Source organism: Allobosea sp. CCNWLY174, from assembly GCF_037120455.1.
Lineage (GTDB): Bacteria > Pseudomonadota > Alphaproteobacteria > Rhizobiales > Beijerinckiaceae > Allobosea > Allobosea lupini.
In genome coordinates this window covers 1,037,423-1,064,244 of the sequence record NZ_JBBBBQ010000001.1, presented here as the reverse complement: position 1 = coordinate 1,064,244, position 26,822 = coordinate 1,037,423, and the positions used below count along the sequence as shown (strand labels likewise).

23 protein-coding genes are annotated in these 26,822 nt (G+C 67.4%); 11 read left to right on the top strand and 12 right to left on the bottom strand.

The features are described 5' to 3' along the window. Positions 1–11 precede the first annotated feature (11 nt). The 4 genes from V7S63_RS05095 to V7S63_RS05080 all read left to right on the top strand — a co-directional run bounded on the left by V7S63_RS05095 (position 12) and on the right by V7S63_RS05080 (position 4,185). The gene (locus V7S63_RS05095) at positions 12–1,481 is read left to right on the top strand and encodes an NAD-dependent succinate-semialdehyde dehydrogenase (protein WP_336529415.1); all 1,470 of its coding nucleotides are present in this window, start codon (positions 12–14) and stop codon (positions 1,479–1,481) included. Between the two features lie 261 nt (positions 1,482–1,742). Next, positions 1,743–2,186, top strand: a complete 444-nt coding sequence (locus V7S63_RS05090) for an AraC family transcriptional regulator (protein ID WP_336529414.1) — start codon at positions 1,743–1,745, stop codon at positions 2,184–2,186. Between the two features lie 9 nt (positions 2,187–2,195). After that, entirely contained in the window at positions 2,196–3,590 is a 1,395-nt protein-coding gene (locus V7S63_RS05085) for an aminotransferase class III-fold pyridoxal phosphate-dependent enzyme (protein WP_091830363.1), read from the top strand. Positions 3,591–3,708: 118 nt separating this feature from the next. Continuing rightward, on the top strand, positions 3,709–4,185 hold the full coding sequence (locus tag V7S63_RS05080; protein WP_199777522.1) for an Lrp/AsnC family transcriptional regulator: 477 nt from the start codon (positions 3,709–3,711) through the stop codon (positions 4,183–4,185). A gap of 6 nt (positions 4,186–4,191) precedes the next feature. On the opposite strand, the gene V7S63_RS05075 is transcribed toward V7S63_RS05080, so the two are convergent. Continuing rightward, positions 4,192–5,067 (bottom strand): GNAT family N-acetyltransferase, encoded by an 876-nt coding sequence (locus V7S63_RS05075; protein ID WP_336529413.1) that lies wholly within the window; start codon positions 5,065–5,067, stop codon positions 4,192–4,194. A 179-nt stretch (positions 5,068–5,246) separates the two neighbouring features. Between V7S63_RS05075 and V7S63_RS05070 the strand changes: the two genes are divergently transcribed. After that, positions 5,247–6,524, top strand: coding sequence for an NAD(P)/FAD-dependent oxidoreductase (locus tag V7S63_RS05070; RefSeq protein ID WP_100962989.1), 1,278 nt, complete (start codon positions 5,247–5,249; stop codon positions 6,522–6,524). Positions 6,525–6,653: 129 nt separating this feature from the next. Here V7S63_RS05070 and V7S63_RS05065 read toward each other — a convergent pair whose 3' ends face one another. The 6 genes from V7S63_RS05065 to V7S63_RS05040 form a co-directional block, all read right to left on the bottom strand. After that, entirely contained in the window at positions 6,654–7,439 is a 786-nt protein-coding gene (locus tag V7S63_RS05065) for an ABC transporter permease (RefSeq protein WP_336529412.1), read from the bottom strand. Next, complete coding sequence (locus V7S63_RS05060; protein ID WP_336529411.1) at positions 7,436–8,305, bottom strand: ABC transporter permease; 870 nt, start codon at positions 8,303–8,305, stop codon at positions 7,436–7,438. Before V7S63_RS05060 ends, V7S63_RS05065 begins: the two co-directional genes overlap by 4 nt. 105 nt (positions 8,306–8,410) lie before the next feature. Beyond that, a complete protein-coding gene (locus tag V7S63_RS05055) occupies positions 8,411–9,466 on the bottom strand; it encodes an ABC transporter substrate-binding protein (protein ID WP_100962991.1) in 1,056 nt (351 codons plus the stop codon). Between the two features lie 39 nt (positions 9,467–9,505). Then, positions 9,506–10,822, bottom strand: a complete 1,317-nt coding sequence (locus V7S63_RS05050; RefSeq protein WP_336529410.1) for an NAD(P)/FAD-dependent oxidoreductase — start codon at positions 10,820–10,822, stop codon at positions 9,506–9,508. A 5-nt stretch (positions 10,823–10,827) separates the two neighbouring features. Next, a complete protein-coding gene (locus V7S63_RS05045; protein WP_100962993.1) occupies positions 10,828–11,532 on the bottom strand; it encodes an HAD-IA family hydrolase in 705 nt (234 codons plus the stop codon). Positions 11,533–11,560: 28 nt separating this feature from the next. Then, positions 11,561–12,646: an ABC transporter ATP-binding protein gene (locus V7S63_RS05040; RefSeq protein WP_336529409.1), complete on the bottom strand. Its 1,086-nt coding sequence runs from the start codon at positions 12,644–12,646 to the stop codon at positions 11,561–11,563. 230 nt (positions 12,647–12,876) lie between these two features. On the opposite strand from V7S63_RS05040, the gene V7S63_RS05035 reads away from it, so the two are divergent. After that, the gene (locus V7S63_RS05035; protein WP_091830343.1) at positions 12,877–13,830 is read left to right on the top strand and encodes a LysR family transcriptional regulator; all 954 of its coding nucleotides are present in this window, start codon (positions 12,877–12,879) and stop codon (positions 13,828–13,830) included. A gap of 8 nt (positions 13,831–13,838) precedes the next feature. Here the strand turns inward: V7S63_RS05035 and V7S63_RS05030 are convergent, their stop codons facing one another. Together V7S63_RS05030 and V7S63_RS05025 are read right to left on the bottom strand one after the other, a co-directional pair. Next, positions 13,839–15,308, bottom strand: a complete 1,470-nt coding sequence (locus tag V7S63_RS05030; protein ID WP_336529408.1) for an aldehyde dehydrogenase family protein — start codon at positions 15,306–15,308, stop codon at positions 13,839–13,841. Position 15,309: 1 nt separating this feature from the next. Further along, positions 15,310–15,978 (bottom strand): haloacid dehalogenase type II, encoded by a 669-nt coding sequence (locus tag V7S63_RS05025; RefSeq protein WP_091830339.1) that lies wholly within the window; start codon positions 15,976–15,978, stop codon positions 15,310–15,312. 212 nt (positions 15,979–16,190) lie between these two features. On the opposite strand from V7S63_RS05025, the gene argE reads away from it, so the two are divergent. Next, a complete protein-coding gene (gene argE / locus V7S63_RS05020) occupies positions 16,191–17,333 on the top strand; it encodes an acetylornithine deacetylase (RefSeq protein ID WP_336529407.1) in 1,143 nt (380 codons plus the stop codon). 143 nt (positions 17,334–17,476) lie between these two features. Here argE and V7S63_RS05015 read toward each other — a convergent pair whose 3' ends face one another. Together V7S63_RS05015 and V7S63_RS05010 are read right to left on the bottom strand one after the other, a co-directional pair. Further along, positions 17,477–18,799: an NAD(P)/FAD-dependent oxidoreductase gene (locus tag V7S63_RS05015; RefSeq protein WP_336529406.1), complete on the bottom strand. Its 1,323-nt coding sequence runs from the start codon at positions 18,797–18,799 to the stop codon at positions 17,477–17,479. 90 nt (positions 18,800–18,889) lie between these two features. Then, positions 18,890–20,218, bottom strand: coding sequence for an NAD(P)/FAD-dependent oxidoreductase (locus V7S63_RS05010; RefSeq protein ID WP_336529405.1), 1,329 nt, complete (start codon positions 20,216–20,218; stop codon positions 18,890–18,892). Between the two features lie 278 nt (positions 20,219–20,496). On the opposite strand from V7S63_RS05010, the gene V7S63_RS05005 reads away from it, so the two are divergent. The 4 genes from V7S63_RS05005 to V7S63_RS04990 all read left to right on the top strand — a co-directional run bounded on the left by V7S63_RS05005 (position 20,497) and on the right by V7S63_RS04990 (position 24,808). Then, positions 20,497–22,179 (top strand): peptide ABC transporter substrate-binding protein, encoded by a 1,683-nt coding sequence (locus V7S63_RS05005; RefSeq protein WP_336529404.1) that lies wholly within the window; start codon positions 20,497–20,499, stop codon positions 22,177–22,179. 72 nt (positions 22,180–22,251) lie between these two features. Continuing rightward, positions 22,252–23,208: an ABC transporter permease gene (locus tag V7S63_RS05000; RefSeq protein ID WP_100962999.1), complete on the top strand. Its 957-nt coding sequence runs from the start codon at positions 22,252–22,254 to the stop codon at positions 23,206–23,208. Positions 23,209–23,222: 14 nt separating this feature from the next. Continuing rightward, positions 23,223–24,098, top strand: a complete 876-nt coding sequence (locus V7S63_RS04995; RefSeq protein ID WP_091830641.1) for an ABC transporter permease — start codon at positions 23,223–23,225, stop codon at positions 24,096–24,098. Then, positions 24,095–24,808 carry an MOSC domain-containing protein gene (locus tag V7S63_RS04990; RefSeq protein WP_336529403.1) on the top strand — a complete coding sequence of 238 codons (714 nt, stop codon included), beginning with the start codon at positions 24,095–24,097 and terminating at the stop codon, positions 24,806–24,808. The genes V7S63_RS04995 and V7S63_RS04990 overlap by 4 nt, the downstream gene beginning before the upstream one ends. A 9-nt stretch (positions 24,809–24,817) precedes the next feature. Here V7S63_RS04990 and V7S63_RS04985 read toward each other — a convergent pair whose 3' ends face one another. Next, positions 24,818–26,821 carry a hydantoinase B/oxoprolinase family protein gene (locus tag V7S63_RS04985; protein ID WP_336529402.1) on the bottom strand — a complete coding sequence of 668 codons (2,004 nt, stop codon included), beginning with the start codon at positions 26,819–26,821 and terminating at the stop codon, positions 24,818–24,820. Position 26,822: the final 1 nt, after the last annotated feature.

Below are 26,822 nucleotides of genomic sequence, written 5' to 3'. Positions count from 1 at the left end.
CGAGGCTTGCCATGTCGACTGTCGCTCTCGAAGATCCCAGCCTTCTCGTCGGCCGTGCCCTGATCGGCGGCGAGTGGGTCGGCGCCGCCTCCGGTGAGGAACTGGCGGTGCGCGATCCGGCGACAGGCGTCGAGATCGGCTCGATTCCGGCCTGCGGCGAGGCCGAGACCAACGCAGCGATCGCCGCCGCCGAGGCTGCGTTCCCGGCCTGGAAGGCACGGCCTGCGGCCGAGCGGGCCGCCCTGCTCGAGCGCTGGCACGATCTCGTGCTGGAGCACCGCAAGGATCTCGCCCGCATCATGACGGCCGAGCAGGGCAAGCCGCTGGCGGAGGCCGAGGGCGAAGTCCTGTACGGTGCCGGCTTCATCAAATGGTTCGCCGAGGAGGCGCGCCGCGTCTATGGCGGCACCGTGCCGGCGCCGACCGCCGATCGGCGCATTCTCATCCTGAAAGAGCCGGTCGGCGTCTCCGCCGCGATCACGCCCTGGAACTTCCCCAATGCGATGATCACCCGCAAATGCGCGCCGGCGCTCGCGGCCGGTTGCTCGATCGTGGTGAAACCCTCGGAGCTGACGCCCTTCTCGGCGTTGGCGCTCGGTGTGCTGGCTGAGCGCGCCGGTTTCCCGCCCGGCGTGATCAACATCGTCACCGGGCTGCCGCAGGGCGTCGGCGCGGCGCTGACGCAGAACCCTGTCGTTCGCAAGCTCTCCTTCACCGGATCGACCCGCGTCGGCGCGCTCTTGATGCGGCAATGCTCGGACACGCTGAAGCGCTTGAGCCTGGAACTCGGCGGCAATGCGCCCTTCATCGTCTTCGATGACGCCGATCTCGACGCCGCCGTCGCCGGCGCCCTCGCCAGCAAGTTCCGCAATGCCGGTCAGACCTGCGTCTGTGCCAACCGCATCCTGGTGCAGGACGGCATCCACGACGCCTTCGCCGATCGCCTCGCCAAGGCGGTGGCGGCGATGCGGGTCGGCGACGGGCGGCAGGAGGGCGTCACCATCGGTCCGCTGATCAACGCGGCGGCGGTCGAGAAGGTCCATGCCCATCTCGACGATGCGCTCTCGCTCGGTGCAACGCGTTTCGCCGCAGCTCAGGGCGAGGTCGACGGCTCCCGCTTCGTGGTGCCGACGGTGCTGACCGGCGCGACCACGCGCATGCGCCTCGCCAATGAGGAGACCTTTGGCCCGGTCGCGCCACTGTTCCGCTTCAAACACGAGGACGAGGCGATCGAGATCGCCAACGGCACGCCCTATGGGCTCGCGGCGTATTTCTACACCGAGAACCTCAACCGCTCCTGGCGTGTCGGCGAGCGGCTCGAATTTGGCATGGTCGGCCTCAACACCGGCTCGGTCTCGATGGAGGTGGCGCCCTTCGGCGGCATCAAGCAGTCCGGCATCGGCCGCGAGGGCGGCGCGACCGGAATCGAGGAATATCTCGAGCTGAAGAGCTTCCATATCGGCGGGCTGAAATCCGCCTGATCGGCAGGGCAAAGCACGATCTGCCAAACCCGTCCCCGAATAGGGCAGGGGATACCAAAGCGGCCCTCCAAAGACGCCGCACAGCCCCGCCAGTCGCTCCTAGCCTTCCTGCTAGCGCCAGAGCCCGTTCCGATCAGCTTGCATCGCAAGCCGATCGGCAAAACGGCCTCTGACTCAAAGCGCGAGACGGATGCACCGATCAGGTCGAGTCGACCTGATCGGATCCGGCCCGAGCGCGTTCAGCGGAGGACGATGCGGTCCATGCTCCAGTCTGTTTCCAGCCCTGCCGCCCGCGCGGCAGAGCCGGTGAGCCCCGGCATCCGGCGGGCTCTCAGCCATATCGAACGGCATTTCACCGAGGCTCTCTACCTCGACGACCTCGCGGCGCTGGCCGGCCTCAGCGTCTGCCGTTTCGTCACCGTCTTCCGGCGCCAGGTCGGGTTGACGCCGCATCGCTTCGTCTGCCGTGAGCGCGTGCGCTATGCGCGGGGTCTTCTCGTTGACGGCGTCCCGGCCGCGCAGGCGGCGCTGGAGGCCGGCTTCTTCGACCAGAGCCATCTCTCGCGCCATTTCAAGAGCGTCTACGGCGTGACGCCCGGCCGCTATCTGCGCGAGCTGGTGCAATCGCCGCCGATGCGGGCCGGCCGGATCGGCTATCCGGCGCGCACCGCCTTTTCTCCCGTTTCGTCTTCACGCCCTGCCTGAGGTTCCGCCATGACCGTCAACTCCCTCGAAGCCCTCGACCGCCGCCATTGGGTCCATCCTGTCGCCAACTGGGCCGGCCATGAGAAGCGCGGCGTCACCGTGATGAAGTCTGCCAAGGGCGCCTTCATCACCGATGCCGACGGCCATGAGCTGATCGACGGCTTCGCCGGACTGTGGTGCGTCAATGTCGGCTATGGTCACGAGAGCATCGTCGAGGCGGCGGCTCGCCAAATGCGCGAACTGCCCTATGCCACCGGCTATTTCAGCTTCGGCAGCGAGCCGACGATCCGCCTCGCCGCCAAGCTCGCCGAGCTGACCCCCGGCGATCTCGATCACATCTATTTCTCGCTGGGCGGCTCGGATGCGGTCGACAGCGCGCTGCGGCTGATCCAGTTCTACTACAACGTCACCGGCCGGCCGACGAAGAAGGCGATCCTCTCGCTCGAGCGCGGTTACCACGGCTCGAGCTCGACCGGCGCCGGTGTCACGGCGCTACCGGCCTTCCACGCGGGCTTCGATTTTCCGGCACATGTGCATCACTACGTAACCCCACCCTATGCCTATCGCAACCCGACCGGCTCGGGCGACGCGGCGGTGATCGCGGCCAGCGTCGCCTCGCTGCGCGCCAAGGTCGCGGAGCTCGGCGCCGAGAACGTCGCCGCCTTCTTCTGCGAGCCGGTGATCGGTTCGGGCGGCGTCATCGTGCCGCCGAAGGGCTGGCTCAGGGCGATGCGCGAGACGGCGGCCGAGCTCGACATCCTCTTCGTCGCGGACGAGGTCATCACCGGCTTCGGCCGTACCGGCCCGATGTTCGCCTGCGAGGCGGAAGGCGTCGTGCCCGACATGATGACCATGGCGAAGGGCCTGACCTCGGGCTATGCGCCGCTTGGCGCGCTCGCCATCGGCGAGACGGTCTACCGCGCCATCGCCGACAATGCCCCGGCCGGCGGGCCGGTCGGCCATGGCTACACCTATTCCGGCCATCCGGTCAGCGCCGCCGTCGCGCTCGAAGTGCTGCGCCTCTACGAAGAGGGCGGTATCCTCGCCAACGGCCAGCGGGTCGGCGCTTATTTCGAGGAGCGCCTGGCGACGCTCGCCGACCACCCGCTCGTCGGCGAGGTCAGGGCGCGCGGCCTGCTCGCCGGTATCGAGCTCGTCGCCGACAAGGTGACGAAAGAGAAGCTGCCGCGCGAGGCGAAGCTGCCCGACCATCTCTTCGCCCGCGGCTATGCCAATGGCGTCATCTTCCGGGCTTTCGCCGACGACATCATCGGACTGGCGCCGCCGCTGTGCTGCAGCGAGGCCGAGATCGACCTGATCATCTCCCGGCTGCGCAAGACGCTCGACGATGTCATGGCGCTGCCCGAGGTCGCGGCGGCGTTGAAAACCGCAAAGGCGGCATGATCCCTGCTTGGCCCGGACCGTATCAAACGATTAGTCTGATGCCGGTTCGGGTCCGCTCTGCAGGCCCGGGTCCGCAAGAGGCATCAAGGGACGAGAGGCCTTCGTCGTGACACCGGGCGTGCGGCTCGACCGCATCGACATGAAAATCCTGATCGAGCTGCAGAACAACGGCAGGATCACGAACGTCAATCTGGCTGATGCGGTGGGCCTGTCGCCGAGCCCCTGCCTGCTGCGGGTCAAGCGGCTGGAGCAGGCCGGCTTCATCTCCGGCTACGGCGCGACCATCAACCTGCAGAAGCTCGGCGAGACGATCACCGTCTTCACCGAGATCACCCTGACCGACCACACCAAGGAATACTTCATCCGCTTCGAGATGGCGCTTCGGCGCGTCGACGAGGTCGTCGAATGCCATCTCGTCAGCGGCGGCTACGATTACCTCGTCAAGTTCGTCACGCGCGGTCTCACGCACTACCAATCGCTGATCGAGACGCTGCTCGACCGCAATATCGGCATCTCCAAATATTTCAGCTACATCGTGATCAAGTCGCCGATCCAGAAGCCCGGCTATCCGCTGCCGGTGCTCTTCGACATCTGACCGGCGTCAGCCGAGCGCCTGGGTGACGAGCCCGAAGGTCCGCGCCGCGCCGCGCGGCCCGTGATTGTGACCCCTGACCATCGTGGTCACGGTGTCGTAGACGGTCATGCCGCATTCTTCGAGGAAGCCGCCGAACCTGCCCTGTTCCTGGGCGGTGTCGACGCGCAGGAACTGCCCGTCATGGGCGATTATGTGCGGCCGCAGCAGCGCGATTGCCGCCTCGTCGCTCTCGGCGACGATCGGGCCGACGACATGGCCACGGCCGAAGCGGCGGCAGAGCGCAAAGCCGACGACAGTGCCGTCGCGCTCGATCACCGTCCCGGTCGCCAGCTTCATCAGCGCGGCGATGACGCGCGAGCGATCGGCTCCATAGGCGTCGGCGTCGAGCTGGGCGATCGCGTCGCCATCGGCTGCTGTCGCGGGGCGGACGGTGACTTCGTCGGGCGCAGCGCCGGCCGGTGCCTGCGCGCGGCCCTGATGCTGGAAGATGCGGCCGATCGGCTGGAAATCAAGCGAGCGGTAGAGCCGGTAGCCGGCCCGCGTCGCATTGAGTCTGAGATCGCGCTCGCCGGCCTGTTCGAAGATCGTATCCATCAGCCGCCGGCCAGCGCCCTGCATCTGCAGGCGCGGCGAGGTGATGACCATGCCGATCGTGGCGAAATGCGGCCCATAGGGCCACCACATCGCCGATGCGAGCGCCCGGTCGATCGCGTCGCAGGCGACGAAGCCGTGCCCGACCTCCAGCACGAAGCGCCAGTCCTCCGGCCGATGCGGCCAGCTGACGCCGACGGAGAGCTGGTGCGCCTGGGAGATATCCGCTTCTGTCATCGGCCTGATGGCGAGCTCGTAGTCGAGCCGGCGCCGAGCCGTTCCGTGAGCCACCGTTGCAGGCCTCGTTCGTCGCAATGCGGGGCGACTATAGGCAGGCGCCGGGCTACGGAGAACTGCAAAATTGTCCAAGAACCTGTGCAGCAAGGCGGTATTCTCGACGGTCGGAGCCGACCTGTCCGGCGGAATACCATCCCTGTCGTCCTGTCCGAAGCATTGAGGCCCTGTCTTCCATGAAGCTCGAACCTTATTGGCTCGCGACGGCGCCGGGATTCACCGGCGGCTCTACGGCCCCGATTGCCGGCAAGGTCGATGTCGCCATCGTCGGCGGCGGCTTCACCGGCCTGTCGGCTGCGCTCGCCTTGGCGAAGTCCGGCGCAAGTGTCGCGGTGCTGGAGGCCGGGCGCGTGATCGGCGAGGCCTCCGGACGCAATGGCGGGCATTGCAATAACGGCCTCGCACATGATCTCGGCAGCCTTGCCGCCAGCCTCGGCGAGGAGAGGGCGGTCGCGCTCTATCGCGCCTTCGACAACGCCGTCGACACCGTCGAGGCGCTGGTGGCGCGCGAGGCGATCGATTGCGATTTCATCCGCACCGGCAAGATCAAGCTCGCGGCCAAGCCGGAGCACTTCGCCAAGCTGGAGAAGAGCGCCGCCCTGCTGCGGCGCACGGTCGAGCCGGACCTGGCCGTGGTGTCGCCGTCCGAGATTCGGCGCGAGATCGGCACCGACGGCTTCTTCGGTGGCCTCGTCTATCCACGCAGCGCCCATATGCATATGGGCCGCTTCGGCGTCGGCCTCGCCGAGGCGGCGGCGCGAAATGGCGCGGCGATCCATGAGAACGCTGCAGTGACCGGGCTCGAGCGGCTGAACGGCCAGGCCCATCGCGTCGTCACCAGCCGCGGCACGCTGGAGGCGGGGCAGGTGCTGCTCGCGACCGGCACCTCGCGCCGGGGGCCCTTCGCCTGGCTCCGGCGGCGCATCGTGCCGGTCGGCAGCTTCATCATCGCGACCGAGCCGCTCTCGCCGGAGCGCGCCGCGGCGATCATGCCGACACGGCGGACGGCGACGACGACCAAGAACATCGGCAACTATTTCCGGCTCACCCCGGACAACCGGCTGATCTTCGGCGGGCGGGCGCGCTTTGCGCTGTCGAGCCCGGCTTCGGACGCCAAGAGCGGTGCGATCCTGCGGGCGCGCATGCTGGAGCTCTTTCCGGAGCTCGCCGATACGCGCATCGACTATTGCTGGGGCGGTCTCGTCGATATGACCGCCGACCGGCTGCCGCGCGCCGGCGAGCGCGACGGCGTCTTCCACGCGCTCGGCTATAGCGGCCACGGCACCCAGATGTCGGTGCATATGGGGCAGGCGATGGCGAAGGTAATGGGCGGGGACGTCAAGGCGAACCCCTTCGCCGGGCTGGGCTGGCCGGCGGTGCCCGGCCATTTCGGCCCGCCCTGGTTCCTGCCTTTCGTCGGGATGTATTACCGCTACCAGGATTGGCGGCACTGAGCCTGACCAGGGCCGTCATTCTCGGGCGGAGCGGAGCAAGACCCGAGAATCTCATGACGGGAAGGCGTTGGTCGGCGCCTCTTCCGGGCTGCAATGCTCGGGTCAAGCCCGAGCATGACGGGTGCGTCCCTACGCCTCCTTCTTCTGCCCGCTCATGGCCAGCAGGACGAGCAGGAAGGAGGCCGCCGTCAGCAGGGTCGAGATCGAGGCGATGGTCGGGTCGATCTCGTCGCGCAGGGCGGTGAACATGCGCTTGGTCAGGGTCTGGTACTGACCGCCGGAGACGAACAGCGCGATGATCGTCTCGTCGATCGCCGAGATGAAGGCGAAGACGGCGCCGGCGAAGACGCTGGCCTTGATCTGCGGCAGGGTCACGGTCAGGAACGCCCGCAGGCGGTTCATGCCGAGGCTGCGCGCCACCATCTCCTGCGTCTTGTCGAAGCTCTGCAGGCCGGCGACGACCGAGGTGATGACATAAGGCAGGCCGAGCATGACATTGGCGAGCACCAGCCCGGTCAGCGTCTGGATCAGGCCGAGCTTGGCGTAGACGAAGAAGATGCCGATCGCGACGATGATGATCGGCACGATCAGCGGCAGCATCAGCACCATGTGCAACGAGCGCATCAGCCGATTCTGGGCATTGCTGATCGCATAGGCCGCGGCGGTGCCGAGCGGCGTCGCGATCAGCACGGTCAGCACGCCGAGCATCAGGCTCATCCGCGTGCCCTGCATCCAGTTCGGATTGCCGAAATACTCGGCATACCAGCGCAGCGACAGCGCCGGCGGCGGGAAGGTCAGGAAGCGCGTGCTCGAGAACGACATCGGCACGATGATCAGCACCGGCAGCATCAGGTAGATCAGGACGAGCCCGACGATGAGGCCGAAGGCGAGGCGCGGCAGCAGCGAGGTTTTCATTTCTGCACCAGCATCTTGTCGAGTGGGATGATGCGGCCGACCGCAGCGAAGATCGCGAGCACGCAGGCGAGGAGCACGACGCCGACGGCGCTTGCAGCGCCCCATTGCGCGTAGAGCTCGACATTGCGGCTCACCACCATCGAGATCATCACGGTGCGCCCGCCGCCGAGCAGCTCGGGCGTGATGTAGAAGCCGAGCGTCAGCACGAAGACGAGGGTGAGCCCGGCGACGACGCCCGGCAGCGACAGCGGCAGGAAGATGCGCAGGAAGCTGTAGAGCGGGCCGCCGCCGAGGCTGGCGCCGGCGAGCATCAGCTCGCGCGGGATCTTCTGCATGGTCGAATAGAGCGGCAGGACCATGAAGGGCAGCAGGATGTGCACGGTCGCGATCACCGTGCCGAGCTCGTTGTGGACCATCGCCAGCGGCTCGGTGATCAGGCCAAAACGTTCGAGCAACTGGTTGGCGACGCCGGTGCGCTGCAGCAGCACGAGCCAGGCATAGGCGCGCACCAGGACGCTGGTCCAGAACGGCAGCATCACGCAGGCCAGGATCAAGACGTTCCAGGGCCGCCTCGCATGGGCTGCCGCATAGGCGACCGGGTAGCCGAGCAGCAGAGTGAGCAGCGTCACCATCAGGGCGATGCGGAAGGTCAGCGCGAAGCTGCGCCAGTAGACTTCTTCCGTGAAGATGCGGCGGTAGTGCTCCAGCGTGAAGCCGTTGTCATAGATCGACTGGGCCGCGAGCCAGCCGACCGGGATCACCACCAGCGCGACGATCACCAGCACGGCCGGAGCCGCTAGCAGAGTCATCAGCGCCTGCTCGCGGCGCTGATGACGGAGGGATGGATCGATCGCGCTGGTGGTCACGTTGCGGTCCCTTCTAGACGTCATTCTCGGGCGAAGCGCAGCGCAGACCCGAGAATCTCCTGCAAGAGATGCTCGGGACAAGCCCGAGCATGACGGCGAGGCTGCTCACTTCTGCATGAACTGCAGCCAGCGCTTCTCGGCGGCTTCGCCGGCCGGCGAGGTCCACCAGGCGTAGGACATCAGCGCCTGCACCTTGGCGTTCTCCGGCGCGCTCGGCAGCTCCTTGACCCGTGCCTCGGAGATGACCTTGGTGTCGTAGGCCTTCGGATTGGCCGGGCCGTAGTCGATATGCAGCGGCAGGTTGGCCTGATGCACGGGATCGACCGCCTCGTTCAGGAACTTGATCGCGGTCGGCAGGTTCGGCGCGCCCTTGAGCACGCAGAGCGAGGTGCTCTGCAGGATGCCCTGGTTGTAGGTGTAGGCGACCTTGGCGCCCTCCTTGGTCAGCGCGCTGATGCGGCCGTTCCAGGCCATCACCATGTCGACCTCGCCGTCATTGAGAAGTTGGGCCGACTGGGCGCCGGAGGTCCACCACACCGTGATGTTCGGCTTGATCTCTTCGAGCTTCTTGAAGGCGCGCTCGACGTCGAGCGGGTAGAGCTTGTCGGGAGCGACGCCGTCGGCCATCAGCGCCGCTTCCAGCGTGGCGAGCGGGTGGTTGCGCAGCGAGCGGCGGCCCGGGAACTTCTTCACGTCCCAGAAATCGGCCCATGTCTTGGGCGCCGAGGCCGCGTCCGGGAATTTCTTCTGGTTGTAGCCGAGCACGCTCGAATAAAACTCGTAGGCGACCGACCAGTCGCTGCGATACTCGGCCGGCATCGCCGCTGCGTTCGGGATCTTGCTGAAGTCGAGCTTCTCGACGATGCCCTGCTCGCCGCCGCGCAGGCAGAAATTGGTGGCGACGTCGACGACGTCCCAGGTCGGCTTACCGGTGGCGACCTGCGAGCGCATGATCGGCCAGGCGTCGGGCACGCTGTCCTGGTTGATGGTGATGCCGAGCTTCTTGGCGGCGGGATCGAGGATCGCGATGGTCTGCGCCTTCTGGTAGGCGCCGCCCTGCGAGACGAACATGATCTGCTCGGCCGCGCTGGCGGAGCCGAGCAGCGCGAGGGAGAAGCCTGCGACGGCGCAGGTCGTCCGGAAGTTCAAGCTCTTGGCCATGTCCTGTTCCCCTGTTGTTTTGGATCGGAGCTTCGAGGCCTACCGTCCGATCGCGTCCAGAAACTGGTACCAGCCGGCGACCGCACGGACCGCCGGTTCTCGAAGCGCGTAGAAGGGCACCGGCCGCATGCGGCCGACGTCCAGCAGCCCGACATCGGGGCGTTCGCCGCGCGCAAAGGCGGCGAGATAGCGCCCCATCAGGCTGGACATGGCGACACCGGCGCCATTGTAGCCCATGGCGACCATGACCCGGTCATCGACGCGGCCGACATGCGGCACGGAATCGAGCGTCATCGCGACGAGGCCGGACCAGGAATAGGCCAGCGGCACATCGGCGACCTGAGGGAAGATGCCGACCATCGCCTTGTGCAGGGCGGCGAAGGCCGAGGCGGAATCGGTCTTGCCGAAGGCACCGCGGCCGCCGAAGACGATCCGGCCGTCGACCATGCGGAACCAGCGCATCATCCGCTTGGTCTCGCTATAGGTCCGGCCCGTCGGCATCACGCTGGCGGCGAGGTTCGGCGAGAGTTTTTCGGTCGCGATGATCGCGCTGCGGAACGGGTTCAGCGTGCGCTGGTAGTCCCGGGTCGCGGGCGTCAGGTCGGAGTAGCCGTTGGTCGCGATGATCGCCTGCTTCGCCCGCACCGTGCCGCGGGGCGTCTCGACCAGCACGCCGGCCGCTTCGCGCCTGAGGCCGAGCGCCGGCGTCCGGCTATGGACGGGGATGCCCTGCGCGGTCACGCCGCGGGCAAGCCCGCGCAGATAGTTGAGCGGATGGATTCCGCCCGAGCCGGCATTGAGCACGCCGCCGACGAAGCCGGCCGAACCGGTCTCCTCGCGCACCTGCCCGGCATCGAGCACGGTCATCGTGGTGTCGCCGAGTTCGGCGCGGAGCCAATCAGCTTCCTTCACCGCGTAGGCCAGCGTCTCGTGGTTGTGGGCTGCCTTGACCTGGCCGGCGCGGGTCAAGCCGGCGTCCGTGATGCCATGGGCGTCGACCAGTTCGGCGACGATATCGGTCGCCTCATGGGCGATGTCGTACATGCGCTTGGCCATGCCCCGGCCGTGGGAGGCGGCGATGGCTGGGAAGGACAAGCGGAACTTGGCGGTGATGACGCCGCCATTGCGCCCGCTCGCACCCCAGCCGGGCTCGTTCGCTTCGAGCACGACAGGCGCAAGGCCGCTGGCGGCAAGATGATGGGCGGCCGAGAGCCCGGTATAGCCGGCACCGATGATCACGACATCCGCCAGCGCGTCGCCGGCGAGCGGCGGCAACGCCTGCAGCGGCGACGCCGTCGCCCGCCAGAGCGATGGCGCGGCGTCGAGGGCCTGCCAGGATGTCGGCGCGGCCGTCATGCGCGTCAGGCCCGTTCGGCCTCGACCGCGTCGGCAAGCGCCTTCAGCGTCGGGAAGTGATAATCGGGTTTGGTGATCTCGGGCACCGCCGGTGTGCCGCCGAAGCCCTTCTGGCCCTGTCGCCGCTCGATCCAGCAGGTGGCATAGCCGAGCGATTTGGCGACGCGGATGTCGTGGTACTGGCTCTGTGCGACGTGGAGGATCTCCTCCTGCTTGTAGCCGAAGGCCGATTGCCGACCGCGATTATAGGCGAAGTACCGGGGATCGGGCTTGGGATCGACCGCCTCGTCGGCGGTGACGCTGTCATGGAACGGGTTGCCAAGCGTCTGCGAATAGAACGCGAAACTCGGCCGGTCGGCATTGGTCATCGCGACCAGGCGGAAATGCTTGCGCAGCCTCGCCAGCGCCTCGACCGAGTCCGGGAAGGCCGGATGCTGCAGGATCGCGTATTGGAAGGCATCAGCCGAGCCCTCGTCGGCGGGCAGGCCCAGCTCCTTGGCGAGGTGGATGTAGACCAGCTTCATCACCTCGCTGGAGCGCTCATAGTGCAGCTCGCGGCCCTTGAGGTAGGGCGCGAAGATCTCGTCGTCGCTGAGCTTGGCCGCTGCCGGCCCGCCGATGCGGCGCACCGCGCCGAGGACGCCGGTCTCGAAGTCGATCAGCGTGCCGACGACATCGAATGTGAGAACCTTGAAATCGCTGAGGGCCATGGTCTTGCGTCTCTGCTGGAGGAAGGGCTCAGGCGCCGGTTTTCGGCACGATGATCGTGTCCTGCGGGTGGAGGCTGACGGCGAGGCGTTCGCCGACCGGCGGGATCCGACGGGCGGCCTCGTAATGGCTGGGCTGGCGCAGGCTTAAGGCCGTGCCGTCGTCGAGCGCGAGGAAGACGCGCAGGCTCTCGCCCTGGAAGACGATATCGGTGACGTGGCCTTCGAGCCGGTTGCGCTCGGGACTGCCGGAACCGTCCTCGACCAGCAGCTTCTCGGTCTGGATCGCCAGCACGAGCTCGCCATTCGCAGCGATCGGGCGGGCGCTCTTCAGCACCGTGCCGGCGAGCGAGACGCTGTCTGCGCCGGCGCGCTGGACCGGCAGCAGCGTCGCCTCGCCGATGAAGCTGGCGACGAAGGCGTTGGCCGGGTGGTCGTGAAGGCGCTCGGGCCTGTCGATCTGGACCAGCTTGCCATCCTTCAGGATGGCGACGCGATCGCTCATCGTCAGCGCTTCGCGCTGGTCGTGGGTGACGTAGATGATCGTCGCGCCCAGCCGCCTGTGCAGCTGGCGCAGTTCGATCTGCATGTTTTCGCGCAGCTGCTTGTCGAGCGCCGAGAGCGGCTCGTCCATCAGGATCAGGCGCGGCTCGAAGATCATGGCGCGGGCGAGCGCGACGCGCTGGCGCTGGCCACCGGAGAGCTGGGCGATGCCGCGCTCCTCGTAGCCGGCGAGGTCGACCGTGGCGAGCGCACCGCGGACCTTCTCGGCATAGGTCGATTTCGGCAGACGCCGCGCTCGCAGGGGGAAGGCGACGTTCTCGCCGACACTCATATGCGGAAACAGCGCGTAGTTCTGGAAGACGATGCCGATGTCGCGCTTGTGCGGCGGCGTATAGGTGACGTCGCGGCCGCCGAGATGGACCGAGCCGCCGGACGGCTGGATGAAGCCGCCGAGGATGCCGAGCAGGGTGGTCTTGCCCGAGCCGGACGGACCGAGCAGCGAGACGAATTCCTGCGGGGCAATGTCGAGCGAGACGTCGTCGAGCGCGCGCACCGCGCCGTAATGCTTGCTCGCTGATCTGATCTCGACGCGCTCGCCGCCTATGTTGGCCATGGCACTCTCCCGTCCGGATACAGCGACATCGCGGCACTGCGCAGGCAAAGACCGTTTTTGGGACGGGCCATAAGCTGGTCTTATGGCGATCCGTTCCGGCGCTGGTGCTGCTCGGCGGTGCGGACCTCTGCCGGGCCGTCACCGCAAGCCGTATTCGATCGGTTCATGAAACGGGATTTCGGTCCCCTGTCGCAATTGCCAAATAATCAGGCGAAGCATAACCTGGTGTAATGTCAGAGCTGCGCCGCATGGTCTCGTCGAGCAATGCGCTCTTCGTCTTCGAGGCGGCGGCGCGCAGCGGCAGCTTCACCCGCGCAGCCGAGGAGCTGAACGTCACCCAGCCGGCGGTTAGCCGCATGTTGTCGCGTTTCGAGAGCTATCTCGGCCTGCGCCTGTTCGAGCGCGGCGGGAAGGGGGCGATCCTGACGGCGGAGGGCGAAGTGCTCTATCGCCGCGTCGCCGATGGCTTCCGCAGCATCGAAGCGGGCCTGCGCGAGGTCGAGCAGCTGCGCGGCGGCAAGGAGACGGTGACGATCTCGGTCTCCTCCGCCTTCACCACGCATTGGCTGATGCCCCGCATGGATCACTTCCAGCGCCGGTTTCCCTCGGTCGATCTGCGTTTCCAGATGATCGCCGGCTCGCTGCGCGGCCAGGTCGACAATGTCGATCTCGGCATGCGCTTCCTCGATGGCGACGAGGCGGTGCCGGCCGAGGCGATGGTGATGCGCGAGACGATGCTGCCGATCTGCAGCCCCGGCTACCGACAGGCCAAGCCCGAAGACGGGGCGGCGGGCGAGGGCAACACGATCATCAACCTGACCGATTCCGCGCTCGACTGGGCCGAGCGCTATCCGCCCTTCGCCACCGGCCGGCCGGGGCCGGTCAAGACGCTGAGCTTCTCGGACTATGCCGTGGTGGTGCAGGCGGCGCTGCTCGGCCAGGGCGTCGCCTTCGGCTGGATCACCGTCGTATCCCATGCGCTGAGATCGGGCGCGCTGGTGCCGGCGAGCGATCGGCTGACGCGCGGTGAGCGCAACTGCGTGCTGCTGACGCCGCGCAACCGCCCGCCGAGCCCGGTCGTCCGCGAGATCCGGGACTGGATCGGGGCGGAGCTCAGGGCCGAGATCGAGGCGATCGACGCGCTTCATCCCGGCCTCGGTCTGAAGCAGGCCTGCTATGGCTGAGTGGCGCCTCAGCTCGCGATGTCGATCAGCACCGTCTTGTGCCGCAGGTTCTGCTCCACCGCCTGGCGGCCGAGATCCTTGCCGATGCCCGAGCTCTTGTAGCCGCCGGTCGGCAGGATGAAGTCGAGCGTGCGGCTGTAGCGGTTGACCCAGACGGTGCCGGCCTGCAGCTGGCGCACCGCGCGCAGGCCGCGGCCGAGATCGCGTGTGTAGACGCCGGCGGCGAGCCCGTATTCGGGATGATCGGCGAGGGACAAGCCTTCTTCCTCCGTGTCGAAGAGCTGAAGGGTCAGGACAGGGCCGAAGATCTCCTCGCGCACCGCCGCGTTGTCGGCGGTCACGTTCGCGATGATCGTCGGCTGGTAGTAGGCGCCGCCATAGCCTGTCATCAGTCCGCCGCCGAGCAGGACTTCGCCGCCTTGCTCGCGGCTGGCGGTGACGATGCGATCGATCCGGCGAGCCTGGGCGTCCGAGATGATCGGGCCGAAATCGGTCGCGGCCTTCCAGGTGTGGCCCGGCTTGACCTGCGGAAGCTTCATTTTCAACAGCTCGATCAGGGCGTCGGCGATCGGGCGTTGCACGATCACCCGCGAGCCGGCGACACAGCCCTGGCCGGAATTCGCCAGGATCGAGCCGGCGATGCAGGTCGCCGCTTTCTCAAGGTCGGCATCGGCGAAGACGAGCTGCGGGCTCTTGCCGCCGAGCTCGAGCGTCACCGGCTTGATGCCGCTCTCGGCTGCGGCCTTCATGATCGCCGCGCCGGTCCGGGTCGATCCGGTGAACGAGATCTTGCCGATGCCCGGATGGCGCGTCAGCGCATCGCCTGTAACGCCAGTGCCCTGGACGACGTTGAAGATGCCGGCCGGCATGCCTGCCTCGATCGCGAGCTGCGCCAGCCTCACGGCGGAAAACGGCGTCAGTTCCGACGGTTTCAGCACGATGGCATTGCCCGCCGCCAGCGCCGGACCGAGCTTCCATGAGGCGGTGCTGAGAGGCACGTTCCAGGGCGCGATCGCGCCGACGACGCCATAGGGCTCGGAGACGATCAGGCCGAGATTGTCGCTGCGCGTCGCCGCGACCTCGCCCCCGAGCTTGTCGGCCCATTCGGCGAAGAAGCGGATGCCGTCTGCCGTGGCTGCGACGTCGCCGGTGACGGCCTGCGAGATCGGCCGCGTCGACCCGACGGCTTCAATCCGGCCGAGTTCCTCGGCGTTCGCTTCGATCAGCTCGGCCCATCGCCTCAGAATGCGGGCCCGCTCGCGCGGCGGCCTTACCGCCCAGCCGCTGGCCGCGACCGCTGCATGCGCGCTGCCGACGGCCCGGTCGACCATGCCGGCGTCGGCGATCGGGATCTCGGCATAGTCGACGAGATCGGACGGACGAGCGACGGGAAGCGTCTCGCCGCCGCCGATCGCCGCGCCGGCGATGAAATGCCCGGCCGTGACATGGATCGCGGCCGGGTCGAAATCACCGGACATGTCAGAGCCCGACCAGAGCCGGCAGGCCGCCGATGTCCTTGATCTCATGCGTGCTGTAATAGGGGTTCGACGGCTCGTGGCCGCGATTGACGAAGACGCGGCGGGCGATCTTCATGTCATAGGCGGTCATCTGGTCGTAGCGGAAGCTCGACGAGCAATGCATCACGTCCTCCGGGCCGCAGCCGAGCATGTCGAACATGTATTCGAAGGCGGGCATACGAGGCTTGTAGGCCTGCGCTTCCTGCGCGGTATAGGCGGCGTGGAAGGGCGCGCCCAGCTTGGCGACCGAATGCGGGATCAGGTCGGTCATCGAGTTCGAGAGGATGACGAGCGGGATCTCCTTGGCGACCTTGGCGAGGCCGGCCGGCACATCGGGATGCGGGCCCCAGCTCGGGATCTCGTCGATGATGCGCTGGGCGTCGGCCGGATCGTAGGGGATGCCGAGGAGCTTGCAGGTCCGCGCCACAGCATTGCGGACGACGTCCTGATAGGGCTTCCAGGCGCCGAGCACCTCATCCAGACGATAGTTCGAGAAGGCGTCGCAGAACGCGTCCAGCTGCTCGGGCGACAGGCGGTCGGCATAGGCGCGACGGGCGGCCGGAGCCATCTCGAAATAGATCAGCGTGCCATAGCAGTCGAAGGTGATGAATTTCGGCCGGAAACTGCTCATCGTCTCGCCCTTGCTCGTTGCGACGGCTCTCTGCCGTTAGGAAGAGGCTAGAGCGCGACCGCGGGGAGGGAGGCGGAAATCGAACGCCATGACCGAATATTCTGCCGATGAATCGGGTTGCTTCGGCATGGATTGCTGCGGCTGTCGGGGCAGGATGGACAGGCCCGCTCGCCTCTCCGAAGGTCGGCTGAATCAACCCTCCAGCGAATCCCATGACCGTCGAAACCGTTCTCGCCGATCTCGTCGGCTTTCCCTCCGTCTGCCGCACCCCGAACGGGGCGATCATCGAGCATGTCCGCGCCTATCTCGCCGGCCATGGCGTCGACAGCTTGATCGTGCCGGGACCGGAGGGGGACCGCGCCAACCTGTTCGCGACGATCGGGCCCAAGGTCGAAGGCGGTATCATCCTCTCGGCCCATCTCGACGTGGTACCGGCGGCGCCGGAGGGCTGGGTCGGCGACCCCTTCAAGCTGCGGCGCGACGGCGAGCGGCTGATCGGGCGTGGCGCTGTCGACATGAAGGGCTTCGCAGCCTGCGTGCTGGCGAGCGTTCCCGCCCTCGTCGCCAAGAGGCTGGCGCGGCCGGTGCACATCGCGCTGTCCTATGACGAGGAGGTCGGTTGCGTCGGCGTGCGCCATCTGATCGCGCGACTGCCGGAGCTGTGCCCGCCGGTGCTCGGCTGCATCGTCGGCGAGCCGAGCGGCTTGCGGCCGGTGCTGGCCCATAAGGGCAAGATCGCCCAGCGCGTCACGGTCGATGGCAAGGCCGGGCATTCCTCCCGCACCGATCTCGGCGACAACGCGATCCACTACGCCGCTGGTCTCATCACCGCGATCCATGACGAGGCGCTGCGCCATGCCGCGCAGGGGCCTTTCGCCGAAGCCTTCGCGCCGCCCTATTCGACGATCCAGGTCGGCGTGATCAGGGGCGGCACCGGCATCAACATCGTTCCGGCGCAATGCGTATTCGAGGTCGAGGCCCGTGCCATCGCCGGGCAGGAGCCTGCCGCGCTGCTCGGCTCCCTCCAGGGTGTCGCCGAGCGGATCGCGCGCGAGGCTGCTGTGACCGGGCACAAGGTCGCGTTCAGCTTCGAGACTATGAGCGACTACCCGCCGCTCGCCCTCGACGAGAACGATCCGCTGGTCGCCTTCACCGAGGCGGTATCGGGCCAGGAGCGCCAGGCAGCGGTCAGCTATGGCACCGAGGCCGGGCTGTTCCAGCGCGCCGGCATCGCCGCGATCGTCTGCGGGCCAGGCGATGTCGACCGCGCCCACAAGCCGGAAGAGTACATCACCGAGGCCGAACTCGCCGGAGCGATGGCGATGATCGCTGGTGTCGCCGAGCGGCTCGGCTGAAAATATCCTCAGCCCTCATCCTGAGGAGCCGCGTAGCGGCGTCTCGAAGGATGGTCCAGATGGTTCTGGAGCCTCCTGAAACATCCTTCGAGACGCGCTCTATGAGCGCTCCTCAGGATGAGGGCTGTGTGTCTGAATGAGGCTCAGAACTCGCCGATCGCACCGCGCGAGCCGTCGACGAGGCGCGAATGCCTGAACGGACGCGGATCGACGATCGGCGTGTCGCCGGTTGCGAGGTCGGCCGCGAGATGACCGGCCGCAGGACCGAGGCCGAAGCCGTGGCCGCTGAAGCCGGCGGCCAGCACGAAGCCCGAGAGGCCGGCGACCGGCGAGATCACCGGCACGGCGTCCGGCGTGGAATCGATATAGGCGCCCCAGCTTTCGCGTACGGCGACGCTCTTCAGGGCCGGAAACATGGCGTGGGCACGCTCCAGCAGGGTCGCCATCGCACGTCGGCTCGGCGCCGGATCGAGCACGCGGATCGTCTCGAAGGGCGTGACCTCGTCGAGCTTCCAGCTGCCTAAGGCCTCCGGCCCCTTGAAGAAGGAGGAGCTGATGCCGAGCTCGACCGCCTTCAGCCGCTTGACGAACATCGGCAGGAAGTCCCGGGCATAGCGCAGGCCCTGTGGCGTGATCTCGAGCGTGCCCTTGCCGCTGATCGCGATCGTGTAGCTGCCGTCGAGGCGGCGCGTCAGCGCGATCTCGGGGGTATAGAACGCATCGAGGAACTCCGGCGCGGCCTCGGTCCGCAGGCTGGTCGCGCGAATGCTCGCCTGCGGGAAGGCGATGCCATGACGGCGGCAGAAGGCCGAGGCCCAGGCGCCGCCGGCGAGGATGACCGCGTTCGTGCGGATCGTGCCCTTCTCGGTGACGACGCCGGTGACCGCGCCATTGGTGACGTCGAGCCCACGCGCGGCGCAACCCTGATGCACGCTGGCGCCAGCACGGCGGGCGCCGTCAGCCATCAGCGGCGCTGCGAGCGACGGCTCGGCCTTGCCGTCGGTGACTGAATGCAGGCCGCCGAGCCAGCTCCGACCGCTGGCTGCAGTCATCGCCGCGGTCTCTGCTCCGGTGAGCATCGTGGTCTCGACGCCGAAAGCCTTCGCCGTCTCGCGCCAGCGCTCCCATTGCGCCAGCTGCGCAGGGTCGTTGGTGGCATAGACCAGGCCGCAGCGGCGAAAACCGCTGTCGCGGCCGAGCTCTTCGCTGAGCGTCTCCCAGAGCTCCATGGCGCGGATGGCGAGCGGCAATTCGCGGGCGTCGCGGTTCTGCTTGCGGCACCAGCCCCAGTTGCGGCTCGACTGCTCGCCGCCGACCACGCCCTTCTCGACCAGAGCCACCGAGCGGCCACGCCGTGCCAGATAATAGGCCGCCGCCGCGCCGACGATGCCGCCGCCGATGACGACGACATCCGCGGCGGCGGGCAGCGCCTCGCTGCTGGCGATGCGTTGGATGGTCAGTGGCATGAATGGCTCCGGAGGCGGCCATGCCACGAAGCGGCACGGCGCGGGATGTCCTGCTGAGGCGGGACTATGTGGTTGGGGCAGAGGCTTGCGTCACATCAGGCCGGGCTCGCCGAGATCGGTGCCATCGACGAGGCGGCTGTAGCGGTAGGGGGTGGGGTCGACGATCGGGGCATCGCCGGCGACGATATCTGCCGCGAGCCGCCCCGCCGCCGGGCCGATGCCGAAGCCATGGCCGCTGAAGCCGGCCGAGACATGCAGGCCCGGCAGCTTGTCGACCGCGGAGATCACCGGCACCCAATCGGGCGTGAAGTCGATCAGCCCGCCATATTTGTGCTTGATCTCGACCGTCGCCAGCTGCGGAAAGACCTCGCCCAGCCGCTTCTTGGCGAAGGTGATCAGCTCTTCCTGCGGCGGCGGGTCATAGGTCCTCATCTTCTCGAAGGGCGAGATCGTATCGTTGCTCCAGCGCATCAGCGCTTCCGGCCCGAAGAAGAAGGACTTGCCGGCCCGGATCGTCAGCAGCTTGTGGCGCTTCTTGAAGGTGCGCCAGAACGGCTGGGCGTTGAGCATGCCGTGCGGTGAGAGCTCGAGCAGGCCGCGCCCGCTGATGCCGACGGTGAAGCCGCCATCGACCCGGCGGCGAATGGTGAGATCGGGGGTCGAGATGCCTCCCGTGGTGATTTCCGGCGCAGGTCCTGTGAAGAACGAGGTCGACTTGATGCCGGCGAGCGGCATGCGGATGCCGTGATGGCGGGCGAACATCGCCGTCCAGACGCCGCCGGAGAGTAGCACCGTCGAGGTCTTGATCGTGCCCTTCTCGGTGACGACGCCGGAGACGCGGCCTGCCGCGGTTTCGAGGCCGCGCGCCGCGCAATCCTGATGGATGGTGACGCCAAGCCTGCGTGCGGCCTCGGCGATGGCGGGAACGGCCATGGCCGGCTCGGCGCGACCGTCGGTGGGTGAATGCACGCCGCCGATCCACTCACCCTTGGCATGCGGCGCCATCGCCCTGGCTTCCTCGGCGCTCAGCATGCGTGTCTGCATCTGGTATTGCCGGGCCTTCTCGCCCCAGCCCTCCCAGGCATCGAGATCGGATTGGCGCGTCGTCAGATAGGTCAGGCCGCTGCGGCGGAAGCCGACATCGGCACCGACCTCTTCGGAGAGCCCGTTCCACATCTCGACGGCACGCATTGCCAATGGCAGTTCGCGCAGATCGCGGTTCTGCTGGCGGCACCAGCCCCAGTTGCGGCTCGACTGCTCGCCGGCGAGATAGCCTTTCTCGACCAGCGCGACCGAATGGCCTTTCTTCGCCAGGTGATAGGCCGCGGTTACGCCGGCGATGCCGCCGCCGATGACCACGATGTCGGCTGCGGCGGGCAGGGCTTCGTCGCTGTGGACGCGGTTGACCGGTGGCGACATGCGGCATGGTCCTTGGCGGAGGGCGGTCGTGCCGGCGGCGCGGACCGGGATCGGGAGGCCGATATTCAAGCCCGAACCGTCTGGAACCCTATGCCAAAGGACGGGTGCGATTCGGCAGATTGTTTTGGTTGTCCCGGCAAAGGACGGGGACCATCGCGGGTCGCCTGCTGCCTATCATGAGGCGGGCCGACAACGGGCGGCTCATGCGGCCGACCGTCAGCCAAAAGGCGGCACCGCGCAACGGCCATGCAAGGCCGCCGACAACGAGGGGATCAACGATGAACAAGCCGTCCACGAAGGCGTCCGGCCTTGCTCTGCCTGCCCTGCATCGCCGCGAGGTCCTGGCGCTCGGCGCCGGCGGCATCCTCGCCGCTTCCGGCCTTGGCGCCCGCGCCCAGGGCAAGGCGCCTCCGCCGCCACCCGCCAAGCCGAGCGGCCAGGTCGTGGTTGGCCTGTCGCAGGAGCCGACCGCTTTCAACCCGCTGATGCCCGGCATCGAGGTTGACGAGACCGTCTGGATGCAGGTCTTCAATACGATGTGGCTGGCCCAGCCCGACGGTTCGCTGGTCCCAGACCTCGCCGTCGAAGTACCGAGCGAGGCCAATGGCGGCATTTCCGAAGGCGGTCTCGCCTGGAAGGTCAAGCTGCGCGAGGGCATCACCTGGCATGACGGGGCTCCGTTCACCGCCGAGGACGTCAAGTATACGCTCGAGCTGATCAACGCGCCGGGCTTCAAGGCGCGCACCCGCGTCGGCCATTCGCTGGTCAAGGACATCAAGGTCACCGGCCCGCTGGAGATCTCCTGGCGCATGGAGAAGGCGTATGCGCCCTATCTCGCGTTGCTCTCCAACACCTTCATCGTGCCCAAGCACCTGCTGGAGAAGGCGGCCGATCCGAACACGGCGCCGTTCAACGGCGCGCCGGTCGGCACCGGCCCGTTCAAATGGGGCACGCGCACGCCGGGCGACAACATCCAGCTGGTCGCCAACGAGAAATACCACGGCAAGGGGCCGTATCTCGAGAAGGCGGTGCTGAAATACGTGCCGGACCAGACCGCGCTCTATGCCCAGTTCCGCACTGGCCAGGTCGACCTGATCATCGGCACCGGCATCCCCGCCAATTTTTACGCCGAGGCGGTCAAGCTGCCCGGACGCAAGGTGGTGAAGATTCCGAGCGCCTCGCTCGAGGTGCTGATGCCGAACCTTGAGCATCCCGCTCTGTCCGACAAGGCGGTGCGCAAGGCGCTCTATGCCTCGATCAACAAGCAGGCGATCATCGACATCGTCTTCTACGGCCTGCACATCCCGACCGAATCCTTCATGCCGCAGGAATCCTGGGCTTACGACCCGAACCTGCCCAAGCAGGTCTATGATCCCGCACTCGCCGGCAAGATACTCGACGATGCCGGCTGGAAGCGTTCCGGCTCCGGCGTGCGCATGAAGAACGGCGTGCCGCTGGAGTTCGCGGTCTCGACCACGACGGGCGCGGCCCTGCGCGAGCAGTGCCAGCAGTTGATGCAGCAGGACTGGCAGCAGATCGGCATCAAGATGGCGATCAACAACATGCCCGCCGCCGTGATCTGGGGCGAATTCTACACCCGCTCCAAGTTCCAGTCGCTGCTGGTCGGCACCGCCTTCCGCACGGTGATCGATCCCGATCCGGCGCATCGCTTCGGCTCGGACGCGATCCCGGCCAAGAGCGGCAATGGCGCCAACCAGATGCAGTGGCAGAACGCCGAGGCCGACGCGCTGATGAAGGCCGGCCAGGAAACCTTCGACACGGCCAAGCGCAAGGAGATCTACCAGAAGCTGCAGGTGCTGGTGCGCGAGGAGCTGCCGATCCTGCCGATCTACCAGTATGCGCCGGTCGAGGGCTACAAGGAGGGGCTGGTCGGCTACCAGCCCAACATCAACGCCAGGCAGAACACCTGGAACATGGGCCAGTGGTACTGGGCCAAGTGACGTGGTGCGTGAAGTGATGAGCGATGTCAAACGCGCCGGCATGATGCCGGCGCCGGCCGGGAGGAGGGCGCCATGATCGCCTTTCTCCTGCGCCGGCTCGGGCAGTCGCTGCTCCTGCTGCTGATCGTCTCGGTGATCGGCTTCGCCATCCTGCATCTGGCGCCGGGCGGGCCGATGTCGCAGTTCGCCGCCGGCGGCGACATGACCCAGGCCGATCTCGACCGCATCGCCGAGCAGCTCGGCCTAAACCGGCCGCTGCCGGTGCAATATGTCGAATGGCTCTGGCGCATGCTCTCGGGCGATTGGGGCGTATCCTATCGCGACCAGCAGCCGGTGCTGCACATCATCGCCTCGCATCTGGGGGCGACGCTGGAGCTGATGCTGACCTCGACGCTGCTCGCCATGGTGATCGGCGCCTGGGTCGGCATCCTCGGCGCGATCCGGCGCTATTCGCTGTTCGACTCGCTCGCCACCATCGGCGCGATGATCGCGCTCTCGATCCCGACCTTCTGGTTCGGCCTCGTTGTGATCTACGTCTTCTCCGTCGGGCTCGGCTGGCTGCCGGCGGGCAACCGCTACACCATGGGCGACGGCTCCTTCCTCAACCAGGTGCATCACCTGATCGGGCCCTGCATCGTGCTGGCGCTGGTCTCGACCGCAGTCTGGAGCCGCTACATGCGCTCTTCCATGCTCGAGGTGGTCAACCAGGATTATATCCGCACCGCCCGCGCCAAGGGCGTGCCGGAGCGCCAGATCCTGATGCGCCATGCCCTGCGCAATGCGCTGCTGCCGATGATCACCATCACCGGCCTGCATGTGCCGACGCTGCTCTCGGGCGCTTTGGTGACCGAGACGGTCTTCACCTGGCCGGGCATGGGCCGGCTCTTCCTCGATTCGATCAGCTATCGCGACTACCCGGTCGTCATGGGCATCCTGATGTTCACCGCGGTGCTGGTGCTGCTGGGATCCCTGCTCGCCGACCTGCTCTACGGCATCGCCGATCCGCGCATTTCGAGGAGCGGGCGATGAGCAACCTCAACGCGATGGCGGAACCGCTCGCCCTGCCTCCGCCTGGACTGTGGCACCGACCCGGCTTTAAGCGCTTCAGGCGTCACAAGCTCGCGGTTTTCGGCGCGGCGACGATCATCTTCCTGACGCTCGCCTGCATCGTCGGCCCCTGGCTGCTGCCCTATACCGATACCTTCATCGACATCCGCAACCGCTTCGCAGCGCCCTTCTCCGGCCCGCATGTGCTCGGCACCGACCCGCTCGGACGCGACATCCTCGCGCGCCTCCTGATGGCCGGGCGGATCTCGCTGGCGGTCGGCTTCTCGGCCATGGCGATCGCGATGGCGATCGGCATCGTCGTCGGCATGGTCGCGGGCTTCTACGAGGGCGCGCTCGGCGCCGCGCTGATGCGCTTCGTCGACGCGATGCTGTGCTTCCCCTCGATCTTCCTGCTGCTGGCGATCTCGGCGCTGATCTCGCCTTCGGTGCCGTCGATCATCCTCCTGATCGCGATGACCTCGTGGATGGAGGTCGCCCGCGTGGTCGAGGCGCAGATCCGCTCGCTGAAGACGCGCGAATTCGCGCAGGCGGCCGTCTCCTTCGGCGCGAGCAACCGGCGCATCATGATCCGCGAGCTCCTGCCGAACGCGATCGCGCCGATCGTCGTCGCGGCGACGCTCAACGTCGCCCATGCGATCCTGGCGGAGAGCTACATCTCCTTCCTCGGCTTCGGCATCCAGCCGCCGACGCCGAGCTGGGGCAACATGCTCGAAAGCGCCCAGAGCTATCTCACCAGCGCGCCCTGGCTCGCCATCATTCCCGGCGCCGCGATCACGCTCGCCGTCACCAGCTTCAACTTCATCGGCGACGGCCTACGCGACGCGCTCGATCCGCGGATGGATGGTCAGTGACGGGAAAGGTTGCCGAACTCTGGCGCTATCCCGTCAGCTCGATGGCCGGCGAGCGGCTGGACCAGCTCCACATACACGCCGCGGGTGTCGTGGGTGACCGGATTTGGGGACTGCTCGACGCAGCCACCGGCCGCATCGCCTCGCCGGGGCGCGAGAAGCACTTCATCGGCGTGCCGCGCGCTCATGCCAAAGCCGTGCAGGAGTGCGTCGCCCTGTCGCTCGATGGCGAGCGCTGGGCGGGGCCGCGGGATGCGGAGCTGCTGGAAGGCCTGTCGCAGGCCTTCGGCTTCATGCCGATGCTCAAGCCGTTCGACGCGGTCGGTTCAGGGGGATTCAGACCGCGCTACGAGCATGCGCCGATCCATCTCGTCACCAGCGCTGCGATCCGCAGCCTCGAACGGGAACTGCCCGGCAGCGTCATCGATGCCCGCCGCTTCCGGCCGAACATCCTCGTTGATTGGCCCGATGACCTCGAAGCCATCCCGGAGCATGGCTGGATCGGGCGCGAGATCAGGATCGGGGACGTCGTGCTGCGCGGACGCGAGCCTTGCGGGCGCTGCGGCTTCATCACGATCGCGCAGGAGGGCCTGCCCCAGGACGTCGAAATCCTGCGGACGGTGGTCAAGCGCCACGAGCGCAATTTCGGCATCTATTGCGACGTGGTGACGCCCGGCGAGATCGCGACCGGCGCGACCGTCACCGTCGGCTGAGGCCGGCGGCTATTCGGCCGCCTGCGAGATCGCGGGCGCGTCCTGCCCGACCTCCGGGATCTGCGGATAGTCCCGCCGGACGATGGCGAAGGCCGCCGCAAGATCGAGCTTGCCGGCAGCGTTGCGCATCACAGCGAAGAGCTTGGTCTTGGTGAAGAAGCGCCAGTGGACCGGTAAAGCGGCCAGCAGCCGCGTCAGCGCGGCATAGTTCTCTGCCGTCCAGACCTGCTCGAACGCGTCCCGCTCGGGGCCGAAATGGAAATGCGTGCTGTGGGCGCGCGTCTTCAGCTCTGCCCGCAGGGCCGCCGTCGCCTCGTGATCGACGGCGTCCCCCTCGATCACCACGCCATAGAGCGCCCGCGCCGCGTCCAGGCTGACATAGCCGCGCTCGACATCGAGCAGCACCCGTTCCGGCTCGCGCTCCAAGGGCGAGCCGCGCCCGCCTCCGCCCGGTGAATGGATGTGGATCACGTCGCCTGGCTCGGCGATGGCGATGTCGGTATTGCCGAGGATGCGCTCGTTTGGGCGGCCGGGATTGATGATGAAGTTCGAGGTTTCGGCGGAGAGCCCGCCGAGCGTGCCCCACGGCCGGAAATGCGAGCGGTCGCGGTTGCGCACGGTGATCCGCGAGTTCGGCGAGAACACCTTGAACTCCATCACCGTGGCGAGGCCGCCGCGCCAGCGCCCGGCGCCGCCTGAATCCGGCTGCAGCCCGTAGCGCATGAAGCGGATCGGCACCTCGGTCTCGGTGATCTCGATCGGCGTGTTCTTGAGATAGGCGGCGTCGGCGCCAGAGCCGTTCGGCCCGTCGCGATGCGGCATGCCGCCACCGCCACCGACCACCGGATTGATCGCCGCGATGACGCTGCGATGCGTGGTCTCGTCCGTCGTCATCACGTTGACGATCGAGCTGGAGCCGGCCGGCGCTGCCGGCAGGCGCTCCGGCGCGGCGAGGCTGAAGGCGCCAAAGATCAGGCTGCGCAGCCTAGCGCAGGTCAGGCTGCGCATGCCGACCGCCGCCGGAAAGGACGGGTTCAGCACCGTTCCTTCCGGCGCGATGCAGGTGAAAGGCCGGGTCAGGCCGGAATTGAGCAGGAGCTGCGGGTTCAGCGTGTAGAGCACGTAGTAGACGCCGACGAGCAGCAGCGTATGGCGCGGGTCGGAGCCGGTCGGGACGTTGAGCGAGGAGCCGAGCTGCGGGTCCGATCCCGTGAAGTCGAGGATCGCCTCGTCGCCCCTGATCGTCAGCGTCAGCGCCAGCCGGCAGGGATTGCCGTCGACGCTGTCCTCGTCGGCATAGTCGGAGAAGACGTACTCGCCGTCGGGGATCGAGCGCAGGATCTCGCGGGCCTGATGCTCGGCATAGTCCATCAGCCCGTCTAGCCCGTCCATGAAGCCCTTGGCGCCGAACTTGGCGACCATCGCCTGGATCTTGCGCTCCCCGGTGTTGAGCGCGCCGGCCAGCGCCTTGAGGTCGCCCATGTTGAGCGCCGGCTTGCGCACATTCATCATCATGATGCGCAGCACCGTCTCGTCGAAGGCGCCGTCGCGCATCAGCGTCATCGGCGGAAAGCGGATGCCCTCCTGATGGATCTCGGTGAGCGAGCGCGACAGGCTGGCCGGCACCGCCCCGCCCATGTCGGTGTTGTGGACATGGCCGCCGACGAAGCAGACGATCTCGCCTTCGTGGAAGATCGGCTTCCACAGATGTGTGTCGGGCGCGTGGGTGGCGAGATAGCCGCTATAGGGGTCGTTGGTGAAGGCGATGTCGCCCGGGCGATAGTCCGTCACCATCTCGATGGCGCGGTTGTAGTTCATGCCCGGATACCAGGTCGCGCCTAGGTCCATCGGCACGGCGACGACGCGCCCGGTGCGGTCCATCACCATCACCGTGAAGTCCTCCGTCTCCTTGACGAAGGTGGAATGGGCCGTGCGGTAGAGCGTGTAGGCCATGTTCTCGGCGGCGGCCCGGCAATGATTGGCCAGGACCTGCAGGGTGACCTTGTCGACCATG

Bases quoted from the DNA above. Each gene is read 5' to 3' on its own strand.
- V7S63_RS05025 (WP_091830339.1), bottom strand. From the start codon at position 15,978: ATGAGCAGTTTCCGGCCGAAATTCATCACCTTCGACTGCTATGGCACG.
- V7S63_RS05040 (WP_336529409.1), bottom strand. From the start codon at position 12,646: ATGGCCAACATAGGCGGCGAGCGCGTCGAGATCAGATCAGCGAGCAAG.
- V7S63_RS05015 (WP_336529406.1), bottom strand. From the start codon at position 18,799: ATGCCACTGACCATCCAACGCATCGCCAGCAGCGAGGCGCTGCCCGCC.
- V7S63_RS05050 (WP_336529410.1), bottom strand. From the start codon at position 10,822: ATGACGGCCGCGCCGACATCCTGGCAGGCCCTCGACGCCGCGCCATCG.
- V7S63_RS05045 (WP_100962993.1), bottom strand. From the start codon at position 11,532: ATGGCCCTCAGCGATTTCAAGGTTCTCACATTCGATGTCGTCGGCACG.
- V7S63_RS05010 (WP_336529405.1), bottom strand. From the start codon at position 20,218: ATGTCGCCACCGGTCAACCGCGTCCACAGCGACGAAGCCCTGCCCGCC.
- V7S63_RS05055 (WP_100962991.1), bottom strand. From the start codon at position 9,466: ATGGCCAAGAGCTTGAACTTCCGGACGACCTGCGCCGTCGCAGGCTTC.
- V7S63_RS05070 (WP_100962989.1), top strand. From the start codon at position 5,247: ATGAAGCTCGAACCTTATTGGCTCGCGACGGCGCCGGGATTCACCGGC.
- V7S63_RS05095 (WP_336529415.1), top strand. From the start codon at position 12: ATGTCGACTGTCGCTCTCGAAGATCCCAGCCTTCTCGTCGGCCGTGCC.
- V7S63_RS05035 (WP_091830343.1), top strand. From the start codon at position 12,877: ATGTCAGAGCTGCGCCGCATGGTCTCGTCGAGCAATGCGCTCTTCGTC.
- V7S63_RS05005 (WP_336529404.1), top strand. From the start codon at position 20,497: ATGAACAAGCCGTCCACGAAGGCGTCCGGCCTTGCTCTGCCTGCCCTG.
- V7S63_RS04995 (WP_091830641.1), top strand. From the start codon at position 23,223: ATGGCGGAACCGCTCGCCCTGCCTCCGCCTGGACTGTGGCACCGACCC.
- V7S63_RS05065 (WP_336529412.1), bottom strand. From the start codon at position 7,439: ATGAAAACCTCGCTGCTGCCGCGCCTCGCCTTCGGCCTCATCGTCGGG.
- V7S63_RS05085 (WP_091830363.1), top strand. From the start codon at position 2,196: ATGACCGTCAACTCCCTCGAAGCCCTCGACCGCCGCCATTGGGTCCAT.
- argE (WP_336529407.1), top strand. From the start codon at position 16,191: ATGACCGTCGAAACCGTTCTCGCCGATCTCGTCGGCTTTCCCTCCGTC.
- V7S63_RS05000 (WP_100962999.1), top strand. From the start codon at position 22,252: ATGATCGCCTTTCTCCTGCGCCGGCTCGGGCAGTCGCTGCTCCTGCTG.
- V7S63_RS05030 (WP_336529408.1), bottom strand. From the start codon at position 15,308: ATGTCCGGTGATTTCGACCCGGCCGCGATCCATGTCACGGCCGGGCAT.
- V7S63_RS05090 (WP_336529414.1), top strand. From the start codon at position 1,743: ATGCTCCAGTCTGTTTCCAGCCCTGCCGCCCGCGCGGCAGAGCCGGTG.
- V7S63_RS04985 (WP_336529402.1), bottom strand. From the start codon at position 26,821: ATGGTCGACAAGGTCACCCTGCAGGTCCTGGCCAATCATTGCCGGGCC.